The 17,445-nt window shown below is 40.8% G+C and carries 14 protein-coding genes; 5 read left to right on the forward strand and 9 right to left on the reverse strand.

The window, feature by feature from the left end; genetic code table 11:
* Window positions 1–70 precede the first annotated feature (70 nt).
* Window positions 71–862: a queuosine precursor transporter gene (locus tag BUF13_RS01290; protein WP_073569945.1), complete on the reverse strand. Its 792-nt coding sequence runs from the start codon at window positions 860–862 to the stop codon at window positions 71–73.
* 361 nt (window positions 863–1,223) lie between these two features.
* Here BUF13_RS01290 and BUF13_RS01295 point away from each other — a divergent pair, with 361 nt between their 5' ends.
* From BUF13_RS01295 to BUF13_RS01305, 3 genes are read left to right on the forward strand one after another with little or no spacing between them, the layout of a single operon-like run.
* On the forward strand, window positions 1,224–2,603 hold the full coding sequence (locus tag BUF13_RS01295) for a TolC family protein (RefSeq protein ID WP_073569946.1): 1,380 nt from the start codon (window positions 1,224–1,226) through the stop codon (window positions 2,601–2,603).
* Window positions 2,604–2,612: 9 nt separating this feature from the next.
* Entirely contained in the window at window positions 2,613–5,882 is a 3,270-nt protein-coding gene (locus BUF13_RS01300; RefSeq protein ID WP_073569947.1) for an efflux RND transporter permease subunit, read from the forward strand.
* A 52-nt stretch (window positions 5,883–5,934) separates the two neighbouring features.
* A complete protein-coding gene (locus BUF13_RS01305; protein WP_073569948.1) occupies window positions 5,935–7,044 on the forward strand; it encodes an efflux RND transporter periplasmic adaptor subunit in 1,110 nt (369 codons plus the stop codon).
* A gap of 4 nt (window positions 7,045–7,048) precedes the next feature.
* On the opposite strand, the gene BUF13_RS01310 is transcribed toward BUF13_RS01305, so the two are convergent.
* From BUF13_RS01310 to BUF13_RS01345, 8 genes are all read right to left on the reverse strand, one after another.
* Window positions 7,049–7,966 (reverse strand): ribonuclease Z, encoded by a 918-nt coding sequence (locus tag BUF13_RS01310; protein ID WP_083586335.1) that lies wholly within the window; start codon window positions 7,964–7,966, stop codon window positions 7,049–7,051.
* Window positions 7,963–8,343, reverse strand: coding sequence for an STAS domain-containing protein (locus BUF13_RS01315; protein WP_073569949.1), 381 nt, complete (start codon window positions 8,341–8,343; stop codon window positions 7,963–7,965). Before BUF13_RS01315 ends, BUF13_RS01310 begins: the two co-directional genes overlap by 4 nt.
* A gap of 15 nt (window positions 8,344–8,358) precedes the next feature.
* Entirely contained in the window at window positions 8,359–9,300 is a 942-nt protein-coding gene (locus tag BUF13_RS01320; RefSeq protein WP_073569950.1) for a phosphoribosylaminoimidazolesuccinocarboxamide synthase, read from the reverse strand.
* A 58-nt stretch (window positions 9,301–9,358) separates the two neighbouring features.
* Window positions 9,359–10,447, reverse strand: coding sequence for a toxin-antitoxin system YwqK family antitoxin (locus tag BUF13_RS01325; RefSeq protein ID WP_083586336.1), 1,089 nt, complete (start codon window positions 10,445–10,447; stop codon window positions 9,359–9,361).
* A gap of 48 nt (window positions 10,448–10,495) precedes the next feature.
* The gene (locus BUF13_RS01330; RefSeq protein ID WP_073570798.1) at window positions 10,496–11,674 is read right to left on the reverse strand and encodes an acetyl-CoA C-acyltransferase; all 1,179 of its coding nucleotides are present in this window, start codon (window positions 11,672–11,674) and stop codon (window positions 10,496–10,498) included.
* A 129-nt stretch (window positions 11,675–11,803) separates the two neighbouring features.
* Entirely contained in the window at window positions 11,804–12,412 is a 609-nt protein-coding gene (locus tag BUF13_RS01335) for a hypothetical protein (protein ID WP_073569952.1), read from the reverse strand.
* A 1-nt stretch (window position 12,413) separates the two neighbouring features.
* The gene (locus BUF13_RS01340) at window positions 12,414–13,058 is read right to left on the reverse strand and encodes a hypothetical protein (protein ID WP_073569953.1); all 645 of its coding nucleotides are present in this window, start codon (window positions 13,056–13,058) and stop codon (window positions 12,414–12,416) included.
* Entirely contained in the window at window positions 13,058–14,023 is a 966-nt protein-coding gene (locus tag BUF13_RS01345) for a vWA domain-containing protein (RefSeq protein WP_073569954.1), read from the reverse strand. Before BUF13_RS01345 ends, BUF13_RS01340 begins: the two co-directional genes overlap by 1 nt.
* A 144-nt stretch (window positions 14,024–14,167) precedes the next feature.
* On the opposite strand from BUF13_RS01345, the gene BUF13_RS01350 reads away from it, so the two are divergent.
* A complete protein-coding gene (locus BUF13_RS01350) occupies window positions 14,168–16,567 on the forward strand; it encodes a TonB-dependent receptor (protein WP_073569955.1) in 2,400 nt (799 codons plus the stop codon).
* Entirely contained in the window at window positions 16,567–17,394 is an 828-nt protein-coding gene (locus tag BUF13_RS01355) for a DUF4249 family protein (protein WP_073569956.1), read from the forward strand. The genes BUF13_RS01350 and BUF13_RS01355 overlap by 1 nt, the downstream gene beginning before the upstream one ends.
* The last annotated feature ends 51 nt before the right edge of the window (window positions 17,395–17,445 follow it).

Here is a 17,445-nt window from a genome sequence, read left to right on the forward strand (position 1 = left end):
CTCTATTCTCCCAATTTCAAATCTCCAAATCACGAATCTCCAATTCTTTTGCCTTCTTTCTCTTTTCAGATCATTGAAAAGCTTCATTATCCGAAGCTTCTTCAATCATTTCTTCAGCTAATTCTTTTCCCAAATATTTATCAATGATTCCATGGCCTACATAAAGCAGAGGAGTCAGCAGGATGGCTACGGTAAACTTATAGATGTAATTAATGATACCCACAGCTATGATTTGGCTCAAATCCCAATTGCCAAAAACATAAAATGCGATCCCTAAAACAACAAATGAATCAATAAACTGGGAAACCAATGTGGATCCAGTAGCTCTTAACCAGATCATTTTGGCTCCTGTGAGGGACCTGAGCTTTTGAAAAACATAGACATCAATCAATTGACCCAAAAGAAAGGCTGTCAAGGAACCGATAATAATCCCGAGACCTTGTCTGAATATGGTATTAAATGCGAAACTGATATCGAATGGACTTCCATCCGGACCTTGAGAATTGACATCCAACCAAAAATCTGCCGGTGTCAAAACAGTTACAACACCAATCACCAAAAACACATAAGCGATCAACCCGGCTGTAATAAAACTTATTTTTTTTACCCCTTTTTTTCCAAAATACTCATTGATAATATCGGTAGTGATAAATACAATTGGCCAAATCACTGCTCCAGCAGTCAAATTGAAATCCAGGACGTAGTCACCCAAGATATTGATATTGGCCGGATCGAAACCCAAGGTTTTTTCAGCAGAGAAGATTTTCACCCCAATGATTTCGGCCAAGATGGCATTGGTCAAAAAGATGGATCCTAATACAAGGAAAAGATTGGTTTTTTTGGCTTGCTGACTTTGGTTCATAAGTTCGAAAATAGACTATAAAAGCTGAAAAAGGAGAGGATTGTTTGATTTTTGCAATTTAAAATAACCCAATTAAAAGGATATTTACTTGATAATTCTTTGGAGGGAATTAGATCGATAGCGCTAATATTCTTTCCTGTAAGTCATTTTCCATTAATAACAAGTATACGACTATCATGTATATACATAGGAAATGATCAGTCTAATGAAGTAATATGCATGGGAATGTAAAAGCTTACCATTTAGATTTTTCATTCAACTCTTTAAAATCCCACAACCCAAACTGGCCTTTTTCTATCTGTTTATTTCTCTAATGAGGAAGCTCAGATGGAAGATCATATTTGTTATTCAGTTTAGGTTTATGCGAAAACTTCTTTTAGTACTTATTGCCATTGGATGGATTGGGAGTGGCCTTCAGGCCCAAGAAACCTTGACCCTTCAAGAGGCTTTAAGTTTGGCAGTTTCCAATTACGGATCCATCACTTCCAAGGAACACTATGCCCAATCATTTCAATTACTCTCAGATCAGGCCAGAAGAGATTACTTGCCCAATTTTAACTTGGGTGCCCAGCAAACCTATGGTACAGTCAATGGTCAGCTTGGTCCCATGTATGGTTTTGGGCTCAATGCAGCCTCTTCGGGTTTACCGCGCGATTCCCAGACTTGGGAAGCAGCTTTTGGAGCTTTGTATTTGGCCAATGTTAACTGGAATGTTTTTGCCTTTGGAAGAAGTAATCGAAAGATTGCTCTAGCAAACTCCAGAGCAATTGAGGGTGAAGGAGATTTGCAGCAAGAGGTTTTTCAGCATAAAGTAAAAGTTGCCAGTGCCTATTTAAATCTGTTGGCGGCCCATCAGTTAACTGAGTCATTTGAGAAAAATCTAGAAAGGGCAGAAACCTTCCAGCAAATAGTGAAGACCCGAGCTAGAAATGGTTTGATTCCCGGTGCTGATTCATCTCAGGCGGATGCAGAACTTTCCAATGCGAAAATAGCTTGGACCAATGCACTTAATAGAAAGCAGGAAGCCCAGAATTTATTGACCATCCTTACTGGAACAACCATTGGGGAATTTGTTCCTGATACCTTATTTGTTTCCCAGTTTCCTAGAGTTGTTGATCCCCGAGAAACGCTGTCTAGTCACCCTACCTTGGCATGGAGACAGCAAAGAATTATTACCGGAGAGCAACAAAGGGCCTATATCAGCACGCTAAAATTTCCAGCTTTGACACTTGTGGGGGTTTTTCAATCTCGGGCATCAGGCTTTGGAAGCAATTTTAATCAAGACCCAACAGATTACTCTCACGACTATTTACAAGGTGTCAAACCTACTCGTTCCAATTACCTTTTTGGGTTTGGATTGACTTGGAATCTGACTGATTTGCTCAGAATATCAAAGCAAACTTCAGCACAAAATGAAGTGGTTTTGGGACTCCAGAAAGAGTATGATCAGGCTTATTTGGAATTAAGCCAAAATGCGAGTTTGGCAAAGACCAAAATGGAAAATGCCATTTCCAATGCCTTGGAAGCTCCCATACAGGTGAAAGCAGCCACTGAGGCATACCAGCGCCAAGTAGTCATGTATGAAAACGGATTATCAGATTTAGTCAATGTAACCCAAGCCTTGTATTTACTGATCAGAGCAGAAACTGACCAGGCGATTGCTCAGAACAATGTTTGGCAGGCTCTGCTCTACCAATCCGCTGCAGTGGGTGATTTTGACATTTTCGAAAACGAACTTTAACCTCCTTTCATGGAATTAATACGATTTGCATTACGGAAACCCATCACCATACTAGTATTAGTTTTGGGTTTGCTGTTCTTTGGAATAAAAGCTGTCAATTCTATTAAAATTGACATCTTTCCCCAATTGGATTTGCCTGTTCTTTATGTTTCCCACCCACATGGGGGTTACATGCCAGAGCAAATGGAGGCTTTTTATGCAAAGCCTTATGTGAATATTTTCTTGTTTGTCAACGGGATCAAACAAATCACGACCAAGAATATTCAGGGCTTAATGCTGATGAAAATTGAGTTTTATCCGGGAACAGACATGGCTCAGGCCGCTGCCGAAGTTTCAGCTTTTTCCAACAGGATTCAGGTAGTTTTTCCCCCTGGTTCCAACCCACCTTTTATCATTAGGTTTGATGCGTCGACCTTACCGGTGGCTCAGTTGGTTTTGAGTAGTGATCGAAGAACAAACAATGAGTTGCTGGATATCGCAAATATTTATGTTCGATCTACATTTACTTCTATTCCCGGATTGGTTTCTTCTCCACCCAATGGAGGTAGTAGCAGGACAGTGGTTATCAGTGTGGATCCCAAAAAGCTCAGGGAATACAACCTATCCCCGGATCAGTTGGTCGAGGCTATGCGGGTCAATAATATCACGACACCCTCCGGAAATATCAGGATAGGCGATAAAAATTACATTACGCCATCCAATACCATTTTAGAAAAAGTTGAGGATTTTGAAAATATTCCTCTTTTCAAAGAAGGAGACGTTCATAATTTGTATATGAAGGATGTAGCCAAAGTGGAAGACGGAGCAGATATCGTGACCGGCTACGCCTTAGTGAATGGGAGAAGATCTGCCTACCTGAACATTGCGAAAAGTGCCGATGCTTCTACTTGGGATGTGCTTCAAAATCTGAAGAAAAATATTCCGGGCATTCAGGAACAATTGCCAGAGGATGTCAAATTGACTTTGGAATTTGACCAATCTCAATATGTGGTAAACTCAGTCGAAAGTTTGGTTCACGAAGGAATCATTGGAGCCATTTTAACAGGCTTGATGGTATTCCTTTTCCTAGGTGATGTGAGAGGCGCTTTAATTGTGATTCTGACCATTCCTACTTCTATCATTATTTCAGTGCTGTTCCTCAATCTCTTTGGTCAGACCATCAATATCATGACCTTGAGTGGATTGGCTCTGGCAATCGGGATTCTGGTGGATGAGAGTACGGTGACCATAGAAAATATCCACCAGCATTTTGATATGGGCAAGCCCAAAGCTTTGGCTATATGGCATGCCTGTAAGGAAATTGCCTTTCCTAAATTATTGATCCTACTCTGTATTTTGGCTGTTTTTGCGCCAGCATTCAGTATGGTAGGCATTCCTGGTTCTTTGTTTTTGCCTTTGGCTTTAGCAATTGGGTTCAGTATGGTGGCTTCTTATTTCTTGTCCCAGACTTTCGTTCCTGTTCTGGCAAACTGGATCATGAAAACCCATCATCATCCTGAAGAAAAGAAGAATAGCATCACTTCCGAACCTCCAACCTTAGAGGAGGAAGAAGAGGAAACCTGGCATCAGAAAGAAGAAATGGCAACTCGTGAGGATATCAATCAGGATGGAAAGATTGATATGTTTGAACGAATGAGGCAGCGATATTTATCCACCTTGGATAAGATGATGCCTTATAAAAAGCCTATCGTCAGTATCTATTTGGTAGTAAGTATTCTTTTAGTCGGGCTTTTGGTAGCTGGAATAGGAAGAGATGTATTACCAAAAGTAGATGGTAGCCAATTTCAGTTGAGAATGAGATTGCCGGATGGAACTCGAATGGAAAAAACCGAATTGGAGACTATCAAATTATTGGATGGGATTCAGGAATTGGTGGGAGACGATGTGAAAGTAGTTTCTTCGACTTACATCGGTTTGCATCCTCAGACTTATTCAATCAACCCGGTATTCCTGTGGATGCAGGGGCCTCATGAAGCGGCGATGATGGTTGCCATGGAGGGAGAAGTGGATTTTGATCTGGATGAGCTGAAAGATCAGATTAGGGCCAAAGCCAAGCAGATAAATCCCCAAATGAGACTTTCATTTGAGCCGATTGAATTAACGGATAAGATCTTGAGTCAGGGATCTCCAACTCCAATTGAAGTAAGGCTATCGGGAAGAAATAAAGCGAACAACCGAGAATATGCTCAAAAATTGATTGACCGATTGAAAGAACTGCCGATTCTCCGAGATGTACAATTGGGACAATCTGTGAATTATCCGACCATCAAAATCAATATTGATAGACAAAAAGCAGCACGCTTGGGAATAGACGTACAAAATGTTTCTAGATCACTAATAGCCTCTATTTCATCCTCCCGATTGGTTGAGAAAAATACTTGGATAGATCAAAAAATAGGAAATACCTATAGTGTTCAAATTCAAGTACCAGAAGGAACCATGAATAGCCTTCATGAATTGGGAGAAATTCCTTTGGTCAGAAATCAAGCACGTCCGATTCTTAGTGATATTGCCACATTTAAGGAAGGAGTCACTGAAGGGGAGATCAATAACTTGGGGACTATGCCTATGTTAACCGTTACAGCCAATCTTCATGGTGTTGATTTGGCAACGGCTGCAGCCGAAGTGGACAAAGCGATTGCCGATCTGGGTGAATTACCAAGAGGATTGAGCGTGGATTTGATCGGAATGAGCTCTACATTAATAGAAACTCTGGCAAGTCTAGAAAGTGGTTTGGTTGTGGCAATTATTGTGATTTTCCTGATGCTGGCTGCCAATTTCCAATCATTCAAAGTCTCAGGAGTAGTCCTTGTAACTGTTCCTGCCGTGTTATTAGGATCTCTTGTTTTGTTGGTTTCTGTAGGATCTACGTTGAACCTTCAATCTTACATGGGGATTATCATGTCAGTAGGTGTTTCTATTTCCAACGCGGTTCTTTTGATCACCAATGCAGAAGAACTTAGAATCAGAAATGGCAATGCCTTGCTTTCTGCAAAAGAAGCTGCATCCTTAAGAATGAGACCGATAGTGATGACTGCTTTGGCGATGATTGTAGGGATGATTCCAATGGCAATCGGTTTTGGAGAAGCCGGAGATCAGACCTCCCCATTGGGTAGGGCAGTGGTAGGGGGACTTGCAGCCTCTACTATTGCAGCTTTATTTATTCTTCCTTTGACATTTTCATGGGCGCAAGGGAAGACAAGTACTCAAAGTGTGTCCTTGGATCCTGAGGACGAAGAAAGTATCCACTATGTCCCTCATTCCCATGCACATTCTTAAAATTCGACCCGTTATGTTTTCTTTTTATAACTCAATCAACTCAAAAAATAAGATGTTCATTTCCAAAAAAATATGGATGCCCTGTATTGCTGCAGCCTTGATTTATGGCTGTGAAACCAAATCAGAAGAAGTTCATTCTGAAGGAAACCCAACATCAGAGGAGATCACCCAAGCGGGAATGATTATAGGAAATGAAACTCTTGCGACAGATTTTAGGATTCCTGGAGAATTGATTGCCTACCAAGAAGTGGATCTGTATGCCAAGGTCAGTAGCTTTGTTGAAAAGCTACGGGTAGATGTCGGATCTCAAGTCAAAAAAGGAGAATTGTTGGCTACGCTTGAGGCACCTGAAATCAGCAGCAGATTAGCTGGTGCTGAATCTAGATTGAAATCCTTTGAGGCAATTTATTTGGCAAGCAAAGCCAGTTATGACCGATTGAAACGAACCAGTGAAACTCCCGGAACAGTCAGTGAAAATGACCTGGAAATGGCCTATGCCAAGCAAGAGTCGGATTTGGCTAATTGGGAATCGGCCAAAGCTGCTTTTAAAGAAATCATGGATACCAAGGGTTATTTGGAGATTAGGGCACCATTTGCCGGTGTGATTACAGAGAGAAATGTCAGCTTGGGAGCATATGTTGGACCTTCTGGTAAGGGGTCTGAGTTTCCGATTTTTACCCTTAAAGAATTGGGCCTATTGCGGTTAGTAGTGAAAGTTCCTGAATTGTATGCTGCAAATTTGAAAAGTGAGGATTTGGCGACCTTCACTGTTCAATCCCTTCCAGGAAAAGAGTTTGCAGCCAAGATTTCCAGAAAAGCCGGTGCTTTGGATGACAGGCTTCGAGCAGAGTATATAGAAATGGATGTTCCCAACCCTGATGGTCTGTTCCTACCCGGAATGGTCGCTGAAGTTACTTTACCGATTGAATCAGGCGAAAAGTCTTTAGTGATTCCTGCAGCTTCAGTTTTGTATTCAACTACTGGGACTTATGTGATCAAAAAGTCTGGAGATAAAGCAGATTGGATCGATGTTTCTTTAGGTAAGAAAAGTCTGGATCAAATTGAGATCTTTGGAAAGATTGCTGCTGGAGATACGATTTTGGTTCATCCAAGTGAAGAGATCAGAAATCAATCTGCTTTAAATGTCAAACTAGCTGAATAGTCTTTTAAATAGGGTAGGTGTCGCCTTCCACGCTTAAGATACTTTCTGGGAAGACAGTTTGGGCCTCTTCCAAAAGAGGTTCCAAATTCCCATATCTGGAGGAAAAGTGTCCCAACAACAACTTTTTAGCACCTGATTGCATTGCTATGTCTGCTGCTTGCTTGGCTGTGCTATGAAAGGTAACAGCTGCCCGGGCATTATCTGCTTCCAAGAAGGTCGACTCATGATAGAGTAAATCTACATTTTGGAAATATTTGATGATTTCTGGATGGTATATTGTATCCGAACAATAAGCATAGGATCTTACAGGTGGAGCAGGATGACAATATTCCCTTACTGAGTAAAAATCTCCATCAGCACCCACATAATCCACTCCCTTTCTCAATGAATGAATGGCTTCCAATGGAAGCTTTTGCTTTTGGAGTTTTTCCTTGATCAGGTTTCTATACCCTTGTTTTTCTCTAATCAGAAAACCAGTCGTCGGGAGCCTGTGAAGCAAAGGAAAGCTGAATACCTTAAAATTAGGATGATCTACCAGCTGAATCATGCCACTTGGATCAGTGGCAGTAAAATGAAGAGAATAAGATAATTCGGTGTGACTATGTCTGAAATGGGTGGTGATTATATCATCCAATCCAGGAGGACCATATAAAAAAAGGGGACTTTTACGCCGGGACAGGTTATAGCTCGAAAGCAATCCAACCAGTCCCAGGTAATGGTCCCCATGTAAATGCGAAATGAAAATATGGGAGATTTTTGAAGTTTTGACCTTGAATCTGCGGAGTTGAATCTGCGTTCCTTCCCCACAGTCCAGAAGTACTAAATCCTGACCTATTCGGATCACCTGTGATGTATGATTTCTTCCATGCGCTGGAATGGAAGAGGTGTTTCCGAGTACGGTTACTTCAAAATCTCTAATCAATCTTCCTCTTCTTCTTCAGCTCCGTTTTCGATTGCATGGATGAAGATAGCTTCAGAAGCTTCTTCCAGAGAGTTGACCAAGTTGAGTTTTTTGTCCAACATGGAGATTTTCAACAATTTCATCACGTGATCCTGTACACCTGAAATCAAGAAGATTCCACCGTTTTTACCAAATTCACGATCTCCTACCAAAAGGGCACTCAATCCGCTTGAATCAACGTATTTTACTTCACTCATGTCCAAAACTAGGTTTTCATAACCTTCAGCGTGAACGGTTAACAATTCTGATTTCAAAACTGGAGCCAATAGAGAATCCAATTTATCCTCCAATGGAGTGAATATTACGTATTGTTCTTTTTTATCGATACTGTATTTCATAGTCTGTGTTGGTTTTTAGGAAAGGTAAGAAAGAACTGCCTGTTCGATTCTGCTTTCCAATTGGTCTGTTGCTGCTTTTTGGAATTTTTCTCCGGTGATCTTTTCGAAGAGCTCAATATAGCGATCTGAGATACTTTCTACAATTTCATCAGACATTTCAGGCACTGTCTGTCCTTCTTTTCCTTGGAATCCATTGGCGATCAACCATTGTCTTACAAACTCTTTGGAGAGTTGTTTTTGTGGCAATCCTTGGGCCTGATTTTCTTCATAGCCATCTGCATAGAAATATCGGGAAGAGTCTGGAGTATGAATCTCATCAATTAGATAAATCTCGTCTCCAAACTTACCAAATTCATACTTGGTGTCCACCAATATCAATCCCATTTCTTGAGCCATTTCCTGTCCTCTTTGGAAAAGTGCTCTCGTATATTTTTCTAGAACCGCATAATCCTCAGGAGTGACAATTCCTTTTGCAAGAATATCTTCTTTGGAAATATCTTCATCATGTGCGCCATCCATCGCTTTGGTAGTAGGAGTGATGATAGGAGTTGGGAAAGCGTCATTTTCTTTCATTCCCTCCGGCATAGGTACTCCACAAAGCAATCGTTTTCCAGTTTTGTATTCTCTGGCTGCATGTCCAGACATATAGCCTCTGATTACCATCTCAACTTTGAAAGGCTCGCATCTCTTTCCGATCGTTACGTTCGGATCAGGAGTAGCGCTCACCCAGTTTGGGACGATATCTGAAGTTGCTGCCAAAAACTTGGAAGCAATCTGATTCAAAACCTGTCCTTTGAAGGGGATCGGCCGTGGCAAAACCACATCGAAAGCCGATATTCTGTCAGAAGCGACTACAACCAGCTCTTTTTCAAAAATATATACATCTCGAACCTTTCCTTTGTAGAACCCCTGCTGACCAGGGAAAGAAAAGTGTGTTTCTTTGATCGCTTGACTCATGCTTTTGATTTTTGGCAAAAATAGAAAAAGCTTTTCCTTAATGCTTTTCTAAAATAGATTATTTGTCGTTTAACTTTCCTTTCTCGTAAAATTCAGTCTTTATCAACTTTTCCGACTCGTCATAAAACTCCCTTTTTCCATGGAGTTTCCCTGCTGAAAAGTTTCTGATTTCAGATAAGGTACCATCCTCACGATAGACCTTTACTTCACCCACAGCCTCCCCATCTTCATAATTGACCATCAAATTTACTTGTCCATTTCTGAAAAAGGTAGTCTCGGTCAATGGAAAATTACTTTTGGGAACAAACTCCCGTTTGAAAGCGAGAGTTCCATCATTGTAATAAGTAAGGAGAGGGGTGATAGGAATTCCTTTTTTGTAGGTGATTTTGGATCGAATGCTTCCATCTTCGAAGTATTCCAATTGCTCTCCTTCTGCAAGTCCATTTTTATACAGACCTCTTCGTTGGGGTTTTTCTCCCTCGAAATTTGAAATATACTCTCCATCCAAGAGCCCTTTCTTGTATCCAATTGAGGATTGAAGAGATCCATTCGGGAAATAGGTAGTCTCAATTCCGTCTAACGTTCCTTTGGAAAAGGTTGCCGACCTTATTAATTGTCCGTCCTCAGCAAATTCTTCTTGCAGCCCTTCGTATTCACCGTCTTGGAATGCACCACGGAATTCAAGTTTTCCATTTTCATAATAGGACTCACCGGGACCATTTGGTCTATCATTATGAAATTCAGTAATATCCTGTACTTGACCTGAAGGAAAATAAGTGGTGACTTTACCTTCAATTTTATTTTGGTCGAAATAAAGCTCTTGCTGAAGATTTCCTCCAGCGAAATAGCTTTTGCTCAAGCCTTGCCTTTCATTATTTAGAAAGTTGGTGATTCGTAGTGTGTCTCCAGTTTTGGGATCTAGATCTAAAAAGACTCCATTGCGCTGATCATTTTTCAAATGACCAATTTGAATCAAATTACCCTCTTCATCGAAACGTTTGATTTCACCCTCAGCCAATCCATTTACTCGGAAATACAACTCTTTCATAAGAGTTTCTTCCTCATCATAATAAGTTCTGATGGTGTCTTGGGCATTTGAGAAAAATGCCGCTAGCATGAATGAAGCTAAAAGTAGGGTTTGTTTCATAAAATGGATCCGCGGTGGGTTTCACCGCAGATCAAGATAATAGCTTTATCAGACTTTTTCTATAACCATTGCAGAGGCTCCGCCACCTCCATTGCAGATTCCTGCTACTCCAATTGAGCCAGATTCCTGATGAAGTACTGAATTTAAGGTTGCAATGATTCGGGCTCCAGAGGCGCCTAGTGGGTGACCCAAAGAAACGGCTCCTCCATATACGTTTAATTTTTCTGGATCGAGATTCAGTTCCTTTTGATTTGCTAAAGCAACGGCTGAGAAGGCTTCATTTATTTCGTAGAAATCAACATCAGCAGCAGTGATTCCGGCATGTTTGATAGCTTTTGGAATGGCTAGGGCAGGAGCGGTTGTAAACCAAAGTGGATCAGTCGCTGCATCTGCAAATCCTCGGATTTTTGCTATCGGTTTCAGGCCTAATTCTTCCAATTTTTCTTTGCTTACTAAAACTAATGCGGAAGCACCGTCATTCATGGTAGATGCATTCGCTGCAGTAACGGTTCCTTCTTTATCGAAAACAGGACGAAGAGATGGGATTTTTTCAAACATTACATTCTTGTATTCCTCATCTTCATCGATCACAATGGTTTCTCCCTTGCGACCTTTCATCTCAACAGGAACTACTTCCTCTTTGAAATTTCCCTTAGCCCATGCGTCAGCAGAACGCTGATAGGATTGGATGGCATATGCATCTTGTTCCTCTCTGGAAATATTCATTTCCTTCGCAGTATTATCTGCACAGTTTCCCATTGGGAACTTATAATAAACTTCGAATAGTCCGTCTTTTACTAAGCCATCGACGAATTCAGCATTGCCGTATTTGTATCCAAATCTAGCTTTAGGGACATAAAAAGGAACATTGGACATGCTTTCCATTCCTCCAGCCACTACCACATCGTTGATGCCTAACATAATGGATTGAGCCGCGAACATGACAGCTTTCATACCAGAAGCACATACCTTGTTGACAGTTGTACAAGGAACTTGGTATCCGATTCCGGCTCCGATTGCAGCTTGTCTAGCTGGAGCTTGTCCAAGGTTTGCAGAAATAACATTGCCCATGAAGACTTCTTGAACAGATTCGGCTTTCACACCGCCTTTGTTTAAGGCTCCTTTGATGGCTGTACTTCCTAATTCAACTGCTGTAAGCCCGGAGAGTTTACCTCCAAAGCTTCCGAGTGGTGTTCTGACAGCGGAAACGATATATACTTCTTTAATCATGTGTATTTGGGTTTATTTTTACAATTGTACAAAGCACTATGTCCAAAATACCATATACAAAGAGTTTTTTCTTAAATGAGAGGAAACCGATCTTGCTTCATCCGAACCTCCAACTTTCAACCGATTTTACCAATCAGGAATCCCTCTTTTTGGTCTTTGTGTTGGCTTCTTTTTGTTTTGCTGAATGTACCTGAGCTCTGCAGCATTCATGCTTTCTAGAATCTGAGCAGCTTGTTCCGGTGTCAAATTCATGGCTTTCAATTTTTCCTTGAACTCTTCCATAGCCTTTTGTCTTTCGGCTAGGTTTGCATCCATCTGATCATTGGCATTTTCATCAGCAGGATCTTCACTTTTGTCCTGAGGATCTCCAGATTGGGATTCTTTGGCTTTATCCTCTTCAGTTTTTTCGCCTTGATCTTTGGAGTCTTGTTGCTCTCCCTCTTCACCTTGGCTTTGATTTTCCTGCTCCTGTTTTTGTTGCTCTTGATTTTCTTGGTTTTGCTGCTGTTGATTTTGGTTTTGCTCCTGTTCCTGCTCTTGCTCCAGTTTTTCCTTCAGAGCTTTTAGCTTATTATCCTGAGGATATTTGGTGAGGCCGTCGTTCACAGTCTTCAGCGCATCCTCTTTCTCAGTTTTGACGTAGGAGCGGGCCGCTCGGTTGAAATAATCCCCAGCGGATTGTGCCTGAACAGTCCAGGCAGCAAGCATCAATAAGAGGCTGAATAAGTATTTCATGTTATTGTTTGTCTATTTCGGTGATCTCCTGGAGGCTTCCGATAAATTCTTGATAAGCAGCGACAGTTTCATCCTGCTGAAGGGCCTCCGACATTACCTGTAACGCATCTTGGAACCTAAATTGTTCAACTAGTCTATCTGCTTCGGCCTTTTTACGCTTCGCAAATTCTGATGGTTCAGGCTTGTTTTGATCTTCATTTTGACGCTCCTGATCTCTTTGCATCCATCTGGCGAGCAGCTCGTAATTATGGCGTGCTACCTCATTGAATGGATCTTGAATAAGGGCAGATTTGAATTTGCTTAAAGCAGCCTCATATTCTTTCTTGTTACCAAGAATAACTCCTCCCTGATTAAACCCAAAAGAAGACAATACCTTATTGGGAGCTATAGTGGCTTTATCAAAATAGCTTGCTGCCTCATCATCTTGCTTTGCATAATGATAGGATAGTCCCAAATCATAATCTAGTTCTGGACTTTGAACCTGGAATTGTTCTACGATGGCTAAATGGTCCTTAATAGATTGCTCATATTCTCCCTTTGCATAGCTTTCAGCTGCCACATCAATAGCTGAATTCATTCTGGAATCTCGAGTCCAAGAAGCTGGGATCAATAGAAGTACGGATAGAATGACTTTGCTCCAGCTCATTACAATTTGATGGTTTTGATGGGTAAAATCATATCTAATAAAGATAAAACCAATCCTGCTAAAAGAAAATAGAAGTACTTATTAGAGGAGGTTTCGATTTGGCGAGTTCCAACAGTTCCGCCTTCCAATCTTTCCAAAGCAGCAGTCAAATCACCCAATTCCTGGGCTTCATTCGAAATCTCGAAATATTGCCCATTGGTTTCTGAAGCGATCTGCTGAAGTGGAGCTCTGTCCAAATAGGTTTCAGCTGGTTTTCCCGTGTCAGGATCAATGATGACCCCATTTCCTCTTGGGATAGTAGCTCCTTGATCCGTACCAATTCCAAGGGAAAATACTTTTACTCCCAAATCATTAAGCTGAGAACCAATTTCTTCCAGATCATCACCGAAGTTTTCTCCATCAGAAATCAAAATGATTGATTTGGACTTGACTTCCTGGCTTTCTTCATTTTCAAATCTATCCAAAGCCATTCTCAAAGGTCCGTTCAAATCAGTTCCTGAATTGGGCACCAAACCGGTATTCAAGCCATCGATATATAATTGAAGAACATTTTGATCAAAGGTCAAAGGACATTGCATATAGGCCTCAGAAGAGAAAATGATCAATCCTATTCTGTCAGAAGGAAAGCTTTTGATCAGGTTTTTCAATTCAAACTTTACACGCTGAAGTCTATTGGGCCCTATGTCCTGAGCATTCATGGACTGGGAAAGGTCCACGGCAATGAAAATGTCTTTTCCTTCTTCTTTGATTTCCTTGGTAGAGGAGCCGATAGACGGTCCTGCGAAAGCAATCAGGAACAGAATGAAATACAGGGTTCTCAATACCATTTTGGTGAAAAGGCGTCTTTTTTGAACTTTCAGACGTCTATTGATCGACCAATAACGGTATAAATAAATGAGATAGAGGAGAATAAAAACTCCGCTGAGTAATGCTATTAACTTGTAATCAGGATAGGCCCAAATCATGGCTTGAAATTATAAAATAAAGCTTACTTTAAAAGAAAATTACCACCAACGGTCAAGCTGTAAAGAAAGCTTATTCAAAGAATTAACAAACATTAATTTTTAGATCACGTGTAGGCTATAAATTACAGGGTCTAATTTCAATCCATGAGATTTTCTACCAAGGCATTTTTTGCTTTTCTATTTCTTTTCTCTTCGTTTTTGTTCCAAAACCTTTTTGCCCAAGAAAAGGGAGTTTTTAAGGGACTCGTCATTGATGTTGAAAACTCTTCACCACTTCCTGGAGCCAATGTTTATTGGGAAAAGAATCCACAATCAGGTGTTGTAACTCAAACTGATGGTACTTTTTCTATCGCAGTTTTAGATTTACCTGCCAGGCTGGTGATTTCCTTTATAGGGTATGAAACCTCCATTCGGGATATCACCCAAAAGGACCTGGATAAAGACTTGAAATTCTTTTTGAACCCTGAAGAAATGTCCCTTCAGGAGGTGATTATTCAGGAAAGAAGACCCGATGAAAATGTGAGAAATTTGGAAACTGGAAAAGCTCGGGTTCCTATAGAGACGATCAAAAATATTCCAGCCCTATTCGGAGAAGTGGATTTGCTGCGAAGTCTTCAGCTTTTACCTGGGGTGCAAACTGCAGGAGAGGGAACGACTGGCTTATTTGTAAGGGGTGGATCGGCTGATCAAAATCTAGTTCAGATTGATGGCGCACCTGTTTATAACCCCTCTCACTTTTTTGGATTCTTCTCTGTTTTCAATCCAGATGCCCTGGATCAGGTAGAGATGTACAAAGGTAATATGCCAGCATCGTTTGGAGGTAGATTGTCTTCATTGATTGATGTATCGCTGAAGGAGGGAAATACGGATCAAATCCATGGAGAAGGAGGGATCGGGACTATTTCTTCCCGAGTTACTTTAGATGGCCCCTTGTTTTCAGACAAGTCCACTTTTGTGATCTCTGCACGAAGAACCTATGCTGACGTTTTTCTCAAAGTTTTTGGTAATGAGGATATCCGCGACAATCAATTGAATTTTCATGATTTGAGTGGAAAGTTGTCCTTTAGACTTTCTGACAGAGATAAGATCACCATTTCAAGCTATCAAGGCAGGGACTTTTTGGGAGTCAATGATGAATTTGGATTGGGATGGAGTAATTGGGTGACAGCTGCCAAGTGGTCCAGAAATATTTCAGATCAGCTTTTCTTTGACTTGGATGCCTATCACTCCAATTACAATTACAAGATAGAAATCAACGATCCAGATAATGGATTTGAGTGGAAAAATAAACTTTCTGAATCGGGAATGAAGGCCCAATGGAATTTCTCTAAAAGCTCCAATTTGCAGACATATTGGGGTTTTCATAGTCAATTATATCGGTTTACACCGATTGAGCTTTTACCCTTGGAGAATAGCGGTCTTGAAGCGATTACTACCAGTTCTAAAAATGGTTTGTTGAACAATGTTTTCGCTGGAGCTACGTATCACTTTACTCCCAAACTGAGTACGGAAGTCGGCCTACGATGGGGTTTGTACAATCAGATGGGGGCAGGCACGGACTATATTTATGAAGGAGGAATTCCTACACCAGAGGCTGAGGTGCTTGATTCTATTCAATACAGTAGATTCGAAAATATGCAGTTTTATCAGGGATTGGAGCCAAGAGTTGCTTTTCGTTACTTGATCAATGAGGAATTGTCCATCAAAACAGCCTATAACCGCAACTACCAATATGTTCAAATTGCCTCCAACAGCTCTGCGGGACTTCCGATTGACAGATGGATTTTGGCAGGGACATATGTTCCGCCTATCCGATCCGATCAGGTCTCAGTTGGTGTGTTTAAGAATTTTGATGAAAACCGTTGGGAGCTTTCCATAGAAACTTATTACAAAGACCTTCAAAATATCATTGATTTAAGGAATGGTGCCCAAGTTTTGTTTTCAGACAATGTAGAAACGGAAATCTTGACTGGAAAAGGCTGGGCCTATGGGGTTGAAGCTTTATTAAGGAAAAATGTGGGGAATACCACGGGTTGGCTAGCCTATACCTGGTCAAGAACCTGGAGACAAATTGAAGGGATTTCTGAGGGCGAAAAGTATAATCCTAGATACGATAGGCCTCATGATGTCACTTTGGTGCTGAATCATGAGTTTAATGCCAAATGGTCTGCTGGGGTGACTTTTGTTTATTCGACAGGTCAAGCGGTTTCTTTTCCAATAGGCACTTATCCAGTGGATAATCAAGAATTGCCCCTTTATTCCAAATATAGAAATCAAGATAGATTCCCAGATTATCATCGGATGGATGCCTCGGTCACTTTAAAGAACCCAAATAAGGGTAGAAAGTGGAGAGGAAGCTGGAATTTCAGCGTCTACAATTTATATGGACGAAAAAATCCATTCGCTTATGAGTTTAGAGAGATTTATAATGATGATTTCCGTTACGGTGCAGACGATGGACCAATCACATCTACCAAACAGGGGATCGTCATGACTTATCTATTTACATTCCTCCCTTCAGTAACCTATAATTTCCAGTTTTGATGAAAAGATACTTTTCCTTTTTGGTATTGATTGCATTGTTTTCCTGTCAGGAGGAGGTGGATTTGCCTTTGGCGACCATAGATGAAGCGATTCCCGTCATCGAAGGAGTGTGGACTGACAAAGACTATTATAATGAAGTGAAAATTACCCTGGCCAAGAACTATTTTGATACTACAGCCCGACCGATTATTTCTGACGCAGAAGTATTTGTGATGACTCCAGAAAGGGATATGGTTATAAAATTGACCTATTATCCAGAAACGGAGTCCTATAAAAGCTCGGACAATCAAGTGGTCGCTGAAATAGGAAGAACCTATGAGCTTCATGTTGCGTGGCAGGATAAATATTTTGTCTCTTCAGGCACTATGCTCGCTCCGCCAATTTTGGATAGTTTGACTTATGAATTTAAAGAGGAGCGTCTTTTTTTTGATGAGGGTTATTTTATTAAAGCCTATGGCAAAATCCCTTTTGAAGACGATAATTATTATCGAATTCGGGTTATCGAAAATGATTCCTTGAAAAATAGCAGGGATGATTATTTGTTATTTGATGACACTTTTGGCCTAAAGTTCTTTGAAGAAGGATTGGAACTTGGTTATGCATTTGATGAAGGGGATAGGGTGAGAATGGAATTGTTTCGGATGAATCGGGATGTTTATAACTATTTCACCGAACTAGTCGGACTCCTGTATAATGATGGAGGTTTATTTAGCCCGCCACCTCAAAATCCAGATAACAATATTCGAATCCAGCAAGGCGGAGGAGATGTATTGGGGTATTTCATGGTTAGTCCAGTGCTTTCAGAGACTGTTTTGATACGAGAATAAGAGGAGTTTGATTACTCTTCTTATTTTTTTGAAGTAGATCTACGAAAATTT

The organism is Algoriphagus zhangzhouensis, from assembly GCF_900148515.1.
In the GTDB taxonomy this organism is placed as follows: Bacteria; Bacteroidota; Bacteroidia; order Cytophagales; family Cyclobacteriaceae; genus Algoriphagus; species Algoriphagus zhangzhouensis.

Excerpts from the sequence above, each read along its gene's own strand:
- BUF13_RS01290 (WP_073569945.1), bottom strand. The coding sequence starts at position 862 with ATGAACCAAAGTCAGCAAGCCAAAAAAACCAATCTTTTCCTTGTATTA.
- BUF13_RS01295 (WP_073569946.1), top strand. The coding sequence starts at position 1,224 with ATGCGAAAACTTCTTTTAGTACTTATTGCCATTGGATGGATTGGGAGT.
- BUF13_RS01300 (WP_073569947.1), top strand. The coding sequence starts at position 2,613 with ATGGAATTAATACGATTTGCATTACGGAAACCCATCACCATACTAGTA.
- BUF13_RS01305 (WP_073569948.1), top strand. The coding sequence starts at position 5,935 with ATGTTCATTTCCAAAAAAATATGGATGCCCTGTATTGCTGCAGCCTTG.
- BUF13_RS01315 (WP_073569949.1), bottom strand. The coding sequence starts at position 8,343 with ATGAAATACAGTATCGATAAAAAAGAACAATACGTAATATTCACTCCA.
- BUF13_RS01320 (WP_073569950.1), bottom strand. The coding sequence starts at position 9,300 with ATGAGTCAAGCGATCAAAGAAACACACTTTTCTTTCCCTGGTCAGCAG.
- BUF13_RS01325 (WP_083586336.1), bottom strand. The coding sequence starts at position 10,447 with ATGAAACAAACCCTACTTTTAGCTTCATTCATGCTAGCGGCATTTTTC.
- BUF13_RS01335 (WP_073569952.1), bottom strand. The coding sequence starts at position 12,412 with ATGAAATACTTATTCAGCCTCTTATTGATGCTTGCTGCCTGGACTGTT.
- BUF13_RS01340 (WP_073569953.1), bottom strand. The coding sequence starts at position 13,058 with ATGAGCTGGAGCAAAGTCATTCTATCCGTACTTCTATTGATCCCAGCT.
- BUF13_RS01345 (WP_073569954.1), bottom strand. The coding sequence starts at position 14,023 with ATGATTTGGGCCTATCCTGATTACAAGTTAATAGCATTACTCAGCGGA.
- BUF13_RS01350 (WP_073569955.1), top strand. The coding sequence starts at position 14,168 with ATGAGATTTTCTACCAAGGCATTTTTTGCTTTTCTATTTCTTTTCTCT.
- BUF13_RS01355 (WP_073569956.1), top strand. The coding sequence starts at position 16,567 with ATGAAAAGATACTTTTCCTTTTTGGTATTGATTGCATTGTTTTCCTGT.